This window comes from Methanosarcina barkeri MS (assembly GCF_000970025.1).
GTDB classification, from domain to species: Archaea; Halobacteriota; Methanosarcinia; order Methanosarcinales; family Methanosarcinaceae; genus Methanosarcina; species Methanosarcina barkeri.
Map to the genome: position 1 here is coordinate 3,985,375 of NZ_CP009528.1, position 14,461 is coordinate 3,999,835.

Genomic DNA, 14,461 nt, shown 5'->3' on the forward strand with positions numbered 1-14,461 from the left:
TGTACTTAAACTTTCACTTCAGATTGGTAAAGAAATTTTGGTCCTCGACTATAATCCTCGTATAATATATCTGCTTATCTAATATAAGTTTCAAAGTATATATAGTGGTAAAGCCCATTGATAGGGTAAGGGGTTTTTAAAGAACTTCAGTTATTACAGATTTTGTGGAAAAAGAGATATAAAACTTTAGCTTTTTTTACAGTAAGATTGGGGTTTGAAATCTGTTTGATTTCTTAAGAGGCATTAAGATTCTGTTTAAAAGTAACAGATGAGGGAAAAGTTGGGTATGAAAATCACAATAATAGGAAGTGGGCTCGCGGGGCTATCAGCCGGGTACAAGCTCTGCAAGTCGAATGAGGTTGTTATTTTTGAAAAAGATGCGGAAATCGGGGGGATGACTGCAAGTTATTGTAAGGATTTTGCTGGAAAGAAGTACTTTATAGAGAAATATTATCACCATATATTCAGGAGTGATTCGGAACTTCTTGACCTGATAAGAGAACTGGGGCTTGAAGGTCAAATGCTGTGGCTTAAAGGAAAAAGCGCCTATTTTGTAGATGGTAAAAACTATCCCATGAATACCCCTGCTGAAATTCTAAGGTTTAAACCTCTTTCTTTTACAGATCTGGTAAAACTTGGGCTGCTGGTGCTCAGAATAAAGCTAATAAATGATACGACTTCCTACGACAGAATAAAGGCAAAAACCTGGATTCTTGACACTACAGGACAATCCGTATACGAAAACTTTTTTGCTCCTCTAATGAAAAGCAAATTCGGTGAAAATGACGAAAACATTTCTGCAGCCTGGCTTATAGGGCGTGTGAAAATAAGGTCAGATAGGGGAAAAGAAGGGGAAAAACTGGGGTACCTGAGAGGAGGATTTAATTCTCTGATAGAAGCTCTGGCAAAGGAAATCACTGCAAAAGGAGGCAGGATTTTACAGAATAAAGCAGTAAAGGAAATCGTAATCAAAGACAATACAGTGCAGGGAGTGATTGCAGACGGGGATTTCATACCTTGCGATGCTGTGATTTCAACTGTTGAACCCAGAGTACTGGATATCATTACAAAAAGCAAACTTGGAACTATTCACGAGACCCTGCAGGGTATTCGTTATCAGGGAACTGCATGTGCCCTCATAGGACTTGACAAAGGGCTTATGAAAGATGGGAATTACTGGTTGAACATAAAAGCTGACGTGCCTTTTGGCGCCGTAATTGAGCACACCAATTTTATGCCTTTTGAGGACTATGGAGAACACCTCGTTTATGTAACTTCCTATTTTCAGGATGAAAACGACTCTCTCTGGCTGAAAAAGGAAGAAGAAGTTCTGGATTCTTATATAAAAGGCCTGGAAAATATGTTTCCTGATTTCTCAAGAACCGATATCCACTGGGCGAAACTCTTCCGAAGAATGGATACTGCACCTGTATATGAAAAGGGGTACCTTGAAAAGGTTCTGCCGTTTGCGCCAGGCCCAACCGGACTTTACCTGGCAGGAATGTTCTCATCAACCAATTATCCGGAAAGAAGCATGAACGGCTCTGTAAAAGCCGGGTTTGAAGCTGCAAAATTCTTCACGAAAAAAGAAGAGAATTGAGAGGTTTGCTGGCTTGACTTAGAAAGCCGCCTCCTATATTTTCATTTCCGATATTTTCATTTCCGATATTTTCATTTCCGATATTTTCATTTCCGATATTTTCATTTCCGATATTTTCATTTCCTGTATATTCATTTTCGGTATTTTTATTAAAATTTTCGTGCATCTGAAGAAGTTCCCGGACTTAATATAGTCTTTTAGGACTAACTATTATATAGGCTAAGGGATGATAATATACTGTCTGTATCTGTATGCAGAAAGAAGTTCTGCATGATTACCTGTCCTTCTGGATTTATCATTCACGGGGATTTAAGCAATGATGAATTCGGAAAAGACAGTAAAACTCTAAAAAATCTGGACTTCTGCCGTTAGTCGGCATTTGGGGGCGTGCTGGTCAAATCCGCATTTGTGGAGATGGCACCGGAGAATAGACTTGTTTTCCCTTGAGCTTTGCTCTCAAAAAGAGATCCCGGATGCTGTAAAAAGCTGCCCTGGCTTCCGGGAAGGGGTATTGGCAGCGCGAAAATAAGAGGAGTGGTAAAAGATGTTATTCATGGACGTTAGTACCTGGGACCCTTCGAACCGCGATAAGATCCTTGAGCATTTTAAGAAACTGGAGATTCCAGAAGGAATCGATATCATTAACCAGTGGGTTGACCTTTCCGGAAACCGTTATTACATCCTTTACGAAGCCGAAAGTGCCGAAGCTTACGGAGCTTTCAACCTGCCCTGGTCGGATGTCTGCGTAATTGACAGCGTGCCGGTTATGGAAGCTTCCGAATTTATGCAGCTTCTGCCCAAATACCAGAAAAAATAAATTTTATGATTAAGTAAATTTTAGAACTTATTGATACGATTTTACAGAAAAAGGTCCGATGAGCTTCACGTTAACTGGCTCATCGAAAAATCTTTATTTTATCAGCCTTGAAAGTCATAGCTTTCTTGAAGCCTTTTTACTGATTACATTAAGTTTTTAGCATACTGGTTTAGATTTTAGCATTACTGTATTGGAGTTTTAGCATTACTGTATTGGAGTTTTAGCATTATTGTTTTTAGCATTATTGTTTTTAGCATTACTGTTTTAGATTTTTAGCATTACTGTTTTCAGATCAAGATATTCAGAAAGAGCATCAGGACCGTTTTCTCTTCCAATCCCGCTCTCCCTGGTACCCCCGAAAGGAACTTCAGGAGCAACCTTAAGGTGCTGATTAAGCCAGATAATTCCTGCATTCAACTGTTCACATCCTGCACGAGCTCTATCAAGGTTTTTTGTCCAGATAGAGGCACCAAGCCCATAGCAGGTATTATTGGCTTCTTCAATTGCTTCATCAAGATCTTTCACTCGGACTACAGGTAGGACCGGACCGAATACTTCTTCATTCAGAAGCCTGGATTCTCTGGCCACATCTGTAATAAGTGTGGGCTCGAAAAAATATCCTTTACTACAGGAGCTTCCCTCTGGAACTCTGCCTCCTGTAACTATTCTGCCTTCATCCTTTTCTTCGACGTCTGCAACAAGCCCTTTTATATATTCCCATTGCCTGCGGTTGTTAAGAGGTCCCATGTCGATGTTTTCCTGCAGCCCGTTTCCAACCCTTAAATTTCGGATGCCCGCTTCAAGCTTTTTTATAAACCCTTCAGCTACGGATTCGAAAACAAAAAGCCTCTTTACAGCAGTACAGGCCTGTCCGCAATTGTAAAATCTTCCCCTGAGAGCCCCTGCGACTGCAGCCTCCAGGTTAGCATCATCACAGACCAGCATTGGATCACTGCCTCCAAGCTCAAGGGTTACTCTTTTCATCCCGCCGGCTGCAAGCTCTGCTACACGTTTCCCGGTTTTCACTTCTCCGGTAAAGGAGATTTTTTTAACCTTCGAGCTCCTAACCAGGCTTTCTCCCACAACCTCACCAGGGCCTGTAACGATATTGAGCACACCTGGCGGAAGCCCTGCCTCGTTGAGGATAGAAGCCAGGACAAGGTTAGTAAGAGGGGTATTGCTTGCAGGTTTCAGGACAAGCGTATTTCCTGAAATCAGGGCAGGACCTATTTTCCATGCCATAATAAGAGCAGGCATATTCCAGGGAATTATAGCTGTACAGACTCCCAGAGGCTTCTTTACAGTAAAAGCGTATCCATTTTGAGGAATTGGAACAAAATCTCCGTGAAAACTGCTTGCAAGCCCGCAATAATACTCAAGGACATGTGCAAAACCTTCAATCTCGTTTTTAGCTTCGGCAAGAGGTTTACCCTGTTCCCGGGTAAGTAGAACAGCAAGTTCATCCTTTCTCTGCCTTACAATTCCCGCAGCTGTGTAAAGAATCCTGGCTCTTTGCTGCGGAGATGTGGAAGCCCAGCCATTAAAAGCTGACGATGCCGATTCAACGGCTATTGCCGCATCATCTTCCGTGCCTTTTGGAACCCGGTCAACAAGTTCACCTGTTCCCGGGTTTATGATATCAAAAAATTCGCCGTTGCATACGTCCACAGCTTTTCCATTAATCTGCATTTTCATATATATCAGTACTTACAAAGACCTATTTTAAGATAACAAGAGGTACAGCTTGGAGCAGGTCTAAAGATTAGATAATTCTTGCTATAACAGATAGTCAACGACAATAGAACAAATCCACTAACTTCTTATCACGCTTATTCATCGATCGGACTATCAAAAATAAGGGGCTTGAATTCCGACTCATGAAATTTAAGTGAGGCCTTACGAATCAACCGCCTGAGAAGTTCTCTTTCTTCAGGTGTGAAATCCGAAAGGAGTGCATCGACAAAAAAAACCAATTTTTCCAGAATCACCTTTCTTACTTCCTTTCCTTTTTCAGTCAGGTAAACCCTGTAAGCCCGAAGGTCATTTTCATCTCTTTGTCTGTACACATAACCTTCTTTTTCCAGGTTTTTGATAGCTCTTGTACTTGTTGCTTTGCTAACTTTAAGGGTTTTTGCAATGGTTTCCTGAGAGAGGCCATCCTTGCGGTATAAAACCATTAAAAAATCAAATTGTCCGCTTCCTATCTTGTAGACTTCGAGTTCTTTTGCCATACATGCTAGATGGCTTCGGTAGATGATGGCGATTGAACCGAGGATTTCTCTTGGATCTACCATGATTTTATCCTCCATTTTATAACACCTGGAAGTTCGCTTTGGAATAAGTTAGTTAAGAAGTAATAACAGATAAAACTAATTTGAAATTACAATCGTAGATTTTTAGATTTAGATCTTTTTTCAGATACTATTTAGAAATGCCTAACACCTTTGCTGCGCATAGCTTTTTTCCCATATAATAGATAATACAATATCAGGCACACCGCCGCAAAAACTGCCATGAACATGTATATTCCTCTATAACCGGTAAAAGGAATAATAAATCCAACCATCAAAGGCCCAATTCCCATTCCTATATCTGAAAACGCAAAATAGGTTGAATTCGCCAACCCCATACGATGTTGCGGAGTTATTTTTACAGAAATCGCTTGAGTACTGGACTGTATAGCTCCAAATCCAAGCCCTATCAAAGCTGCGGCTAACAAAAGTGTATAACCGTGATGAGTTTGGCTAAACAGTATCATTCCAGCCGTAAATATCAGAATTGCCGGGTACATGATTGTATTTTCACCTTTGGAGTCAAACAGTCGGCCAATAATCGGCCTCGAAACTAAAATTACTGCGGCATATACTATGAAAAAGAAGCTGGCTTCATCTACGAGATGAATTTCCTTGGAGTACACTTCAAGGAAGGACACAACACTCGAATAACAGCTGAAAATAAACATACAAACGACTGAAATTGGAATTACCCTGGGTTCAAAGAAGTTGTTAAATTTGAATCCCTTCATTTTCTCCATCTGTTCTTTTGTTAATTCCATTTTATGTAAGGATGATAAAAACGGCAAAATGACAAGGCTGATTGATGAGGCAATTGCACAGGTAGCAAAAATCATGACGAAACTGCCGTACTGGCTAATGAACATACCTAAAAAGGGGCCGATAGCGGTTGCGAGTATCTGACTTAATCCGAAATAGGCAATCCCTTCACCCTTCCTCTCCATAGGAATAATATTTGCAACGATTGTAGCCGTTGCTGTAGTAGTAATGCCAAATCCCATGCCATGAAGAAAGCGGACAGTAAACAGAAGAAAAATATTATTAACCCTAAAATATAATAGCGTCATAATTAAGCTTAAAATAACCCCCACGTAAAGGATCTTCTTATGACCGATTTGTCCGATCCATTTTCCGACAAACAGACGTGCGATAAGTCCGCCAATTATGAATATACTGGCAGAAAAGCCCGCTTCACCTGGGGATGAATTAAATTTACTCATCGCATATCCAGACATGACTATCATTAATAAGTAAAAACTTAAAGCAGCTATAAAATTTTCAACAAAAATGACTATAAAATCTTTAGTCCATAATCTTGATTTTTTTGAATTCATATCTTACCTCTTTTTTCTTTTAAAGATCCCATAAGATTAGTTGAATGTGCCACTTTTTGTGTATTTTAAGAAGCCATACTTGCATTCGGAAAGCCAGCATGTAGGTTTAACGTATCTGTTTGTTGGCCGATCAGACCAAAGGCTGTTTCGATTTAGCCTTCTTTTTCATATGTTGAATTGTTCTCTGTTAGTACTAGGTTCAAATTAGTTTCTCTATGAAACTAATTGAAATCTTATACATTTTTGTCTTATATACAAGTTACTCATGAAATTAAATTAAGATATAAATTAGCAAGTTTGAAAAGTGGCAATACATAGAATACAAAGGAAATACAGAGGAATTCGTAAACAATACAGGATTGCTACAAGCAGCTAAAGAGAACTCAATCATGTAAAACATAAAAAATATAAAATCTGGAGAAAAAAGAAAAATTTTTTTCATACGATAAAAATATAAACCTATTTACAAAATACATATTATCGACACTTCTGTAAGGTAAATAAAGTTGGGAAAACAGGAATACCGACTGCGAAAGTATTTGGAATATTTCAATACCTCTCGGAACCAAGACCTTTAGTGACCTTGCCGAGCTAATAAAAAGCTCAGGTTTTGAATGCAGATTTTATGCATAAAAAGTACACTTCAAGAGAGTGGGGCTTTAGAAAGTGTACATTAAGCAATCGATTTTAAAGGGAAGAGAGCGGTGTTAGAGTATCTTCACGTAATTTTCTGGTTTATTTTTATTGAAATACTGGGCCTGGTTTCCATTCCTCTTGCAGGAATAGCTGGAAATCGGCTTGCTGACAGAGGTTATTCTGCAGCAAGGACTCTGGGAATAGTGCTCGTCACATATCTTGCCTGGCTTTTTTCCTTTTTATGTGGTTTTAACAGACGCACGATCCTTATCTCGGTACTTCTACTTTGCCTTATATCAGGAATTGTCTATCGAAAACAAAGGACCTTACCTGAAAAGAAAATCCTGTTGTCAAATGAGCTCGTATTCGCTGCAAGCTTCTTTTTTTTTCTGCTTATACGTATGTATCTCCCTAAGATCTACAGGCATGAAAAATTTATGGATTTTGCTTTTTTGAACGCAGTTATGAGAACTTCTTCTTTCCCCCCGGCAGATCCCTGGTTTGCAGGTGGTTCCCTTGATTTTTATTACTATTTTGGATATCTTGCAGTAGGAGCTCCTGGAAAATTATTTTCTGTCGAACCGTCAATGCTTTTCAATCTGGCTATTGCACTCACTTTCGCTCTTTCTTTCAATCTCCTTTTTGGATTTGGATATAACCTCACTCATGGAAAAATCAGGTATGGGTTTCTTACTGCCTTATTCGTGATCCTGCTAGGAAACTTGCAGGGAGTTAAAGAATTTATATCCATGTATCTTATCAAAGAAACGACTATAGTGGGATACTACTGGAGCAGTTCGAGAGTTATCCCATATACAATAAATGAATTTCCTTACTTCAGTTTCATACACGGAGACCTGCATTCTCATATGATTGCAATTCCTTTCCAGCTTCTGGTACTTGCTTTTCTCCTGAACATATATCTCAGGAAAGACAGCAACCGGGTCTTTGAAAGTATACTGGAACTTCTGATTTTTTCAGTATCCCTTGGTTTTTTATTTCTTTCTAATTCCTGGGATTTCCCGATATATTTCAGCCTGACATTTGCAGTTGTTTTTGCTTTTTACTACGGGTATTATATCCGCAGTAAAAGCTTATATATCCAAAATAAAAGCCTATCTAGATCCGTTACCGGTTTTCTGGAAACAGTTCTTTCAGTTTTCGCTCTCAGCCTTCTTCCGTATTTGCCCTTTTATCTGTCATTTAAACCGCAAGCTGCAAGTGGATTTGACTTTGTTCCTCCAGAACTTCGTACAACAATTGGAGAATTCCTTATCCTGTTCAGCCTTTTCCTTTTTTTGACCCTTTCTTTTCTCATAACCCGCCTGGAATCCAGAAGAAAAATACAATATTTTCTTCTGTGGATAGGAATATCAGCATTTCTTGCCAAGGAATTGTCTATTCCCCTGCTTGTAATCCTTCTCCCCTTACTTGCCCTTTCACTTTATTCTTTCCAAAAAGACCTTACTGAAAGGAGCAGTGCAGGATTCGTTTCTCTTCTTATAGCAGTAGCTGTATTTTTAGCTCTTTTCTGTGAGATAATCTTCCTTGATGACCCCATTTCCGGGAATTTTGCCCGCATGAATACGGTTTTCAAGTTTTACATACACTTATGGACATTTCTAGCTATTGCTGCTTCTTATTCCTTCTATCAGCTTTATTTCCGCTACAGAGCCTTTCCCAAGAATAACCTTCCTACTAACAGGGTTTATGGAAAAAAAGTATGGACAGTTTCACTTATGCTTCTGGTTCTTTCATGCAGCGTCTTTCCTGTAGTAGCTACCTTTACGAGAATAGAAGATATGAATGCGAAACCTGCCCTTGACGGCATGGAATACATGAAAGAGCTGGATCGTGGAGATTATGACGCTATAAAATGGATTCAGGAAAACCTCAGTGGAACTCCGATAATCCTTGAAGCTTCCTCAGATGACAGCAGTTATAGTTATATTTCGCGTGTCTCGGCAAATACCGGGCTTCCTACGGTTATTGGGTGGGCAAGGCATGAGCAGTTCTGGGGAAGAGACGATACAGAAATCAGGGCAAGGTTTGAAGACGTAAATACCATTTACAGTACCAGCAGTAAAAAAAAAGCTCTTGAGCTCATGAATAAATATAACATAAACTATGTTTATATCGGTCAACTTGAACGGCAGATGTATGATATAAAAACGGATAAGTTCCAGGACGAAACTTATTTTGAACCTGTTTACCAGGGTTCAGTCCGAATTTATAAAGTAAAAAAGGAATTCTGAGTTTTCGGTTTTTAGGGGGAACCTTAAACTCAGAGTTATAGTCACGCCTACAATTATTGCAACAAAAACTCATTGTACCTTATTGAGTAGTTGCATTATTTATCCTCGTGACTATATATAAAAATCTATTTATATAAATCGTAGATTCGCTCCCAATAATGGAATGAAAATAGTGGGGTCTTATCCATTACCAGCGTATCGGTGGTTTTACCAGCTTATAATGAGGCAGCAAATATCGATAAGGCTGTCTTAGTTACAGCAGAAACACTTTTTAAAATAACAGACCGTTTTGAGATCATCATAGCTGAAGACGGCAGCAAGGACGGGACGGACCGGATAGCTTCCAGGCTCGCGGAACAGTATGCTTATGTTGTCCACCTGCATTCGGAGAAACGACAGGGCCGGGGAAAAGCTCTTAACCGGGCTTTTAAGGCAGCTTCAGGAGAAGTCCTCTGCTATATTGACGTGGACCTTGCTACAGATATGAAATATCTGGAAAAACTGATCAGAGCTGTGAGCACGGATGGCTATGATTTTGCTACAGGCTCAAGAATGATGCCCGATAGCGATGCAAAAAGGCCTTTTAAGCGAGAGTTTGCAAGCAGGGGATATAATTTTCTGGTGAGGCTTTTTTTGCATTCAAAACTCTATGACCACCAGTGTGGTTTTAAGGCTTTCAAGAGAGAAGCTCTCTTTGAACTTCTCGATGAGACCAAGAATGAACACTGGTTCTGGGATACCGAAATACTTGTCAGAGCCCAACACAAAGAATATAGAGTAATGGAACTTCCGGTTTACTGGAGACATGGAGGGTCAAGCAAGGTTAATCTGGCAAAAGATGTCAAAGGAATGGGGTCCGAAATATTCCGTCTCTGGAGAGAACTCTCATCCCCGCTCGAAGTTTCAGGAAAAGGAAAATTCTTTTTAACAGCTGCCCTTGCAATTCTGATCCTTGCGTTTGTTGCAACCTTCTTGGGTGCATCGGATATTCTGGAAAATGTGAAGCAAGCATCCTTCAGGACTCTGGTTTCAGCTGCTCTGGTGTACTGTGTTTCCTGGCCTTTAAGAGGAGTTCGTTTCCAACAGATCCTTAACAGGCTTGGAAATCAATACGAGCTTGGGTTTCTTACAGGCAGCATTTTTATCAGCCAATCCGCAAATGTAATTCTTCCAGCACGGATAGGAGACCTGAGCAGAATGTATATCCTGAAAAAAAGCAAGGACCTTGCCTTTACAACTAGCTTCTCCTCGATAACCGTAGAAAGAGTCTTTGATATAGTTGCAATAACTTCCATAGCAATACTTGCTTCTTCAGGTGCTACGTCCCGTTTTGAACTTGAACCCTGGATGGAATCCCTGATAAAGCTGTCCAGACTTGCAGTAGTGCTTTTTTTCTTGATTCTCTTTATTGTTTCTTTCCGAGAAGGCAACGCAAGAAAAAGACTGGAAATTAGAAATTCCCAAAACGGGCTCTCTGGAAAGATAAAGATTTTTGCCTCTACTTTTTTACACCAGATAAGCATCGTTGCCGTACGTCCGAGATCGTTTCTAGCAGTGACAGCCTCTTCTCTTCTGATATGGGGAATAGATATATTCACCTGTTTCCTTGTCCTCAAATCATTTCCGACAGTAGGAGAAAGTGTCTCGTCCACATATATGATATCACTGATTTTCCTGGCTGTAGCCCTGGGAAATATTGCAAAAATAATTCCGATAACGCCTGGAGCTATAGGAACATATGAAGTTGCCCTGACTGCAGTTTTCGGACTTGGTGGAATCAAACCGGAAATAGGATTTACGGTTGCCGTGCTTGATCATATTATAAAAAATTCAATTACTTTAATAGGAGGAGGTCTAGCCCTCTCCGAACTCGGACTCAGGTGGAGAGAAGTGCTTTGTACTGATAAGGATGTTTTGAAAGGGTGAACTACAACCTGGGTAAAGACCAACTTGCTTCTCGAGTCACAGATGATCACCGGCATCTCCAACGAGCTTTAGTTTGACCCTCACTGGCCCTATTGAGCTCCGTCCATTCATCCCTAATGGCTTTACATGGAAACAACCTGATACAGTATATTTATAATAGAACAAAAAGAGTAAACAAATAATGTAAATCAGATATGAGTATTTAAATCGAAGAACCTAAGAAAAATCTGAGTATTTAAACCGGAGAATCTAAGAAATAACTGAAGCACTAAACACAAAAAATTAAAATAATAACCACATGCTTTATTCGAACTAATGGTCAAGTGGAAGAAATGTCTGAAAAAAAAATAATTGAAGTAAAGGATGCATATTGTCTTCCGGAAGATGTGCTTGATGCTGTACATGCGGCAATGAATGAGGATGTGGGAGAAATCGTTAGCCTGTTTAAGGTACTTTCAGATCCCACTCGCCTCAGAATTCTCAAAGCCCTTGAAGTCCAGAGCCTCTGTGTTTGTGTCCTTGTGGACTGTACGGACCAGCAGCATTCAGCTCTTTCCTATCATCTTAAGCTGTTAAAAGAAGCAGGACTGGTGAACTCGCGAAGAGAACGGAGTTTTCAGATTTATGAACTCACAGAGTTCGGAAACCTGCTCCTGAAACATATTGAAAAGCACTTTGAAAAAGCTTAAACATAGAAATCAAGAGGAATTTAGTATCCTCTTTGAAATCTTTTCCATATAGAAATCATTTCCATCGAGCCTATCCTGAAACTCAAAATTTGATTTTTGAATTTGTGATTTTTGAATTTCGTATATGGAACAGTCAGTTGAATACCTAATCATTAAACTGATCCTGAAAACTCATAGTGATTTAGAATAAAATAGGTTTTGGGATAAGCTCATCTAGAAATCTTTTCCATATAGAAATCTTTTCTTTACTCCATCCTTACTTTCTCATAGCTGTTTGAGGGACACTCCGGCCTGGGAAAAGATCAGATTTTATCGGTTGATGCTACAGTTGTGAGCTTTGAGAACTTTACCCCTTTGAGGGCCATTATAGCTTCGGCAAGCTCCTTAATCTCTTCACCTTCCCCATCGAGAACAATCACTTCAAAACAGTTGTCATGATCAAGGTGTATATGCACTGAAGATTTTATCAGGTGAGAATAGTTGTGTTGAATATCTGCAATAGCATTTGAGAGCCCCCTTTTAGTATGGTCGTAAATAACCGAAATGGTTCCGACACGGTAACCCTTAATGTCACCCATCCATTCATAATAAGAAATGTAACTCCTGATGGCATCCCTTATGCCTTCAGAACGAGAAGAATAACCTCTTTTTTCGATAATCTCATCAAATTTACCCAGAAGGGTATCAGGAAGGGAAACTCCTATCCGCATAAGTTCTGTTTCCATAATATCACCAAATAATCTTGGACTTGTTTACGATATAATACTTTAGTATATTATATGTAGCACTATATATGTTTTTTTCACATAGGTACTAATATAAAAGAGTTGATAACAAATATTCATTCTTTACAAATATAAATCCTTGGTAATGGTTTACATCTGCCACTAAAAAATATATAAGTTTTTTTATTTTGGAAAAAGTAACTATCCAGTCTGGAGAAAACAATATCAACAAACATTGTTATTAAGATATGAAAGGCAAATTTATTTGAAATCAGTTTATTTAGTTATTGACCATTCATTGTACTTTATCTGAACTCATCAATATATAACCATTTTTATTTGTCAAGTAAAAACCGATATCAATAAAAGAATTTTGGTTTTACTGAATAATATATAGGAAATGACATAAAAATATAATAAAAGGTAGAAAAAAGTCTTAAATAGAGTATTTTTCAACAGAACTTTAAGAAAATTGTGATTAAGATTGTTCTCAGGCACGAATACATCTACCAGATAAGCGCACTTTTCCGTCATCAACAATTTCATTATTCCATGTGTTATTTCAGTATTCCATGTGTTATTTCATTATTCCATGTGTTATTTCAGTATTTTCTATGTCATTTTAGCATTCTCTGTATTTGTTTCAGCATTATATGCGTCATTTCAGCATTACTCTATACCTTGCTCTCTTCTTGTTCTCTTACCGCCTGTCTACAAGCCTTTTAGGCCTGCCTTTTATCCTGCTCAGTTCGAGCCCCATAGGACCTGTGAAATTGAATACTATTTTAAAAGTGCCTTCGGCATAAGCTCTGGAAAGCAGAGGTTTATATCTGAGAAAAGTACGAAGAAAGTTTTCTTTTATAAGATTCCGATCGCACACCTCAGGATTTTCACATTCCATACTAACTCTGAGTACGGTTTCTCCCTCGTCTTCTGTACCATAAAGAAAAGCCTCATATTCTCCGGTCAGGTAGTCCATGTTTTCACGCTGAAAAACGCCCTTTTCCACATCTACGCGGTTAAAGGGAGTTACTTCTACCCACGCGGTTTCAGCTTCCCGCTGAGGGGTCAGAATTTTCATATGCGTCCTTCCGCAGGGACACTGTTTGCGCGTAAGCACCACAGTCGTGTCTTCGGTATCATAGTTTAAAAGAAGAGTTCCTGCTTTTGCCCCAACAGGCAGCAGTGTGCTCAGGATAACTCTTCCGCATTCTCCGTCAGGCACATAATTTTCGAGATGGGGATCGTAAATATCAACATGGACAAGATCTTCAGGCACATGCAGCCCTGACACCTCATCACACTCACCGCACATCGTGCCTTCCGTGCTTCCATAGGTGTTATAAACAGGACAGCCCCAGATTTCGGAAAGATAATTCCTTGACTCGTCAGCAAAGGCTTCTCCTCCTACAACCAGTTTATTTACACCTGACTCTCGAGGGTCAATGCCCTCTACCCGTAACCTTCTGGCAAGGCTCAGGAGTTTGAATACGCTGCCTACTATGCCTGTAGGCCTGTAAGCTTCGATAACTCGCAGGGGAAATGTGCACTTGCCCTCAGGAATAATGCTCATACCAAGCTGCCTGGCCGCAAGGGTCATGGTGTTTGCCCCTACATTCATCCCATAAGAAGCACAGACAACAACCCTGTCTCCAGGACCAAAACCCTGTGACCTGAAAATACGAGCGTATTTTTCCGAATACCTTTCCCAATCCTCCCATGTAAGGAAAAAACTCTTCGGGTTTCCGCTGGTTCCGCTAGTCTCATGAACTGTGAAAACATCCTTCCAGCCCACACTCCTGAACATGAATTCGCTCGTTTCTGGAGGCTGGTTTTCGCGGATAATGTTTCCCGAGATTATTGGAAGGTCCAGAAGATCATCATGGGTTTTGATCTCAGCCGGGTTCACACCCTGCTTTTCAAACCATTTTCTGTAAAAAGGAGAATTTTCTGCCGCATATTTTACCGTGTATCGTACCCGCTCCTCTACGAGAGCATCTAGCTCTCCCCTGTCCATGGTCTCGATTTCAGGGTTGAAATAAGGTTTTGAGTTGTCCATAGAAAGCGCCCCCAACTGGAATAATAGGATATAGAAAGCCTGTTATTTATTGACTTCAAAGATGAAACGTTTTCTGGAGGCATTTAAATTAATAGTCTCTTTAAACTTTAAAAATAGTAAGGTGGG

The 14,461-nt window shown here is 39.7% G+C and carries 11 protein-coding genes; 5 read left to right on the forward strand and 6 right to left on the reverse strand.

The window, feature by feature from the left end; all coding sequences use genetic code 11:
* Positions 1-286: 286 nt before the first annotated feature.
* Positions 287-1,600 (forward strand): NAD(P)/FAD-dependent oxidoreductase, encoded by a 1,314-nt coding sequence (locus tag MSBRM_RS16225; protein WP_048123573.1) that lies wholly within the window; start codon positions 287-289, stop codon positions 1,598-1,600.
* On the opposite strand, the gene MSBRM_RS16230 is transcribed toward MSBRM_RS16225, so the two are convergent.
* The gene (locus tag MSBRM_RS16230) at positions 1,578-1,766 is read right to left on the reverse strand and encodes a hypothetical protein (protein ID WP_048156316.1); all 189 of its coding nucleotides are present in this window, start codon (positions 1,764-1,766) and stop codon (positions 1,578-1,580) included. The two genes, MSBRM_RS16225 and MSBRM_RS16230, sit on opposite strands and share 23 nt — an antisense overlap.
* A gap of 378 nt (positions 1,767-2,144) precedes the next feature.
* On the opposite strand from MSBRM_RS16230, the gene MSBRM_RS16235 reads away from it, so the two are divergent.
* The gene (locus MSBRM_RS16235; RefSeq protein WP_011305536.1) at positions 2,145-2,417 is read left to right on the forward strand and encodes a DUF3303 domain-containing protein; all 273 of its coding nucleotides are present in this window, start codon (positions 2,145-2,147) and stop codon (positions 2,415-2,417) included.
* 264 nt (positions 2,418-2,681) lie between these two features.
* Here the strand turns inward: MSBRM_RS16235 and MSBRM_RS16240 are convergent, their stop codons facing one another.
* From MSBRM_RS16240 to MSBRM_RS16250, 3 genes are all read right to left on the reverse strand, one after another.
* Positions 2,682-4,112, reverse strand: coding sequence for an aldehyde dehydrogenase family protein (locus MSBRM_RS16240; protein ID WP_176722180.1), 1,431 nt, complete (start codon positions 4,110-4,112; stop codon positions 2,682-2,684).
* 134 nt (positions 4,113-4,246) lie between these two features.
* Positions 4,247-4,711 carry a MarR family winged helix-turn-helix transcriptional regulator gene (locus MSBRM_RS16245; protein WP_048123575.1) on the reverse strand — a complete coding sequence of 155 codons (465 nt, stop codon included), beginning with the start codon at positions 4,709-4,711 and terminating at the stop codon, positions 4,247-4,249.
* A gap of 131 nt (positions 4,712-4,842) precedes the next feature.
* Positions 4,843-6,045: an MFS transporter gene (locus tag MSBRM_RS16250; RefSeq protein WP_048121921.1), complete on the reverse strand. Its 1,203-nt coding sequence runs from the start codon at positions 6,043-6,045 to the stop codon at positions 4,843-4,845.
* A gap of 704 nt (positions 6,046-6,749) precedes the next feature.
* Here MSBRM_RS16250 and MSBRM_RS16255 point away from each other — a divergent pair.
* The 3 genes from MSBRM_RS16255 to MSBRM_RS16265 all read left to right on the forward strand — a co-directional run bounded on the left by MSBRM_RS16255 (position 6,750) and on the right by MSBRM_RS16265 (position 11,551).
* The gene (locus MSBRM_RS16255; protein ID WP_048156318.1) at positions 6,750-8,936 is read left to right on the forward strand and encodes a DUF2298 domain-containing protein; all 2,187 of its coding nucleotides are present in this window, start codon (positions 6,750-6,752) and stop codon (positions 8,934-8,936) included.
* A 201-nt stretch (positions 8,937-9,137) separates the two neighbouring features.
* Positions 9,138-10,862 carry a flippase-like domain-containing protein gene (locus MSBRM_RS16260; protein ID WP_069575384.1) on the forward strand — a complete coding sequence of 575 codons (1,725 nt, stop codon included), beginning with the start codon at positions 9,138-9,140 and terminating at the stop codon, positions 10,860-10,862.
* A 332-nt stretch (positions 10,863-11,194) separates the two neighbouring features.
* Positions 11,195-11,551 (forward strand): ArsR/SmtB family transcription factor, encoded by a 357-nt coding sequence (locus MSBRM_RS16265; protein WP_048121926.1) that lies wholly within the window; start codon positions 11,195-11,197, stop codon positions 11,549-11,551.
* Positions 11,552-11,853: 302 nt separating this feature from the next.
* Here MSBRM_RS16265 and nikR read toward each other — a convergent pair whose 3' ends face one another.
* Entirely contained in the window at positions 11,854-12,276 is a 423-nt protein-coding gene (gene nikR / locus MSBRM_RS16270; protein ID WP_011305541.1) for a nickel-responsive transcriptional regulator NikR, read from the reverse strand.
* A gap of 700 nt (positions 12,277-12,976) precedes the next feature.
* Entirely contained in the window at positions 12,977-14,335 is a 1,359-nt protein-coding gene (ftsA, locus tag MSBRM_RS16275) for a coenzyme F390 synthetase (protein ID WP_048121928.1), read from the reverse strand.
* Positions 14,336-14,461 lie beyond the last annotated feature (126 nt).

Excerpts from the sequence above, each read along its gene's own strand:
- MSBRM_RS16250 (WP_048121921.1), bottom strand. The coding sequence starts at position 6,045 with ATGAATTCAAAAAAATCAAGATTATGGACTAAAGATTTTATAGTCATT.
- MSBRM_RS16245 (WP_048123575.1), bottom strand. The coding sequence starts at position 4,711 with ATGGTAGATCCAAGAGAAATCCTCGGTTCAATCGCCATCATCTACCGA.
- nikR (WP_011305541.1), bottom strand. The coding sequence starts at position 12,276 with ATGGAAACAGAACTTATGCGGATAGGAGTTTCCCTTCCTGATACCCTT.
- MSBRM_RS16240 (WP_176722180.1), bottom strand. The coding sequence starts at position 4,112 with ATGAAAATGCAGATTAATGGAAAAGCTGTGGACGTATGCAACGGCGAA.
- MSBRM_RS16235 (WP_011305536.1), top strand. The coding sequence starts at position 2,145 with ATGTTATTCATGGACGTTAGTACCTGGGACCCTTCGAACCGCGATAAG.
- MSBRM_RS16230 (WP_048156316.1), bottom strand. The coding sequence starts at position 1,766 with ATGCACGAAAATTTTAATAAAAATACCGAAAATGAATATACAGGAAAT.
- MSBRM_RS16225 (WP_048123573.1), top strand. The coding sequence starts at position 287 with ATGAAAATCACAATAATAGGAAGTGGGCTCGCGGGGCTATCAGCCGGG.
- MSBRM_RS16265 (WP_048121926.1), top strand. The coding sequence starts at position 11,195 with ATGTCTGAAAAAAAAATAATTGAAGTAAAGGATGCATATTGTCTTCCG.
- ftsA (WP_048121928.1), bottom strand. The coding sequence starts at position 14,335 with ATGGACAACTCAAAACCTTATTTCAACCCTGAAATCGAGACCATGGAC.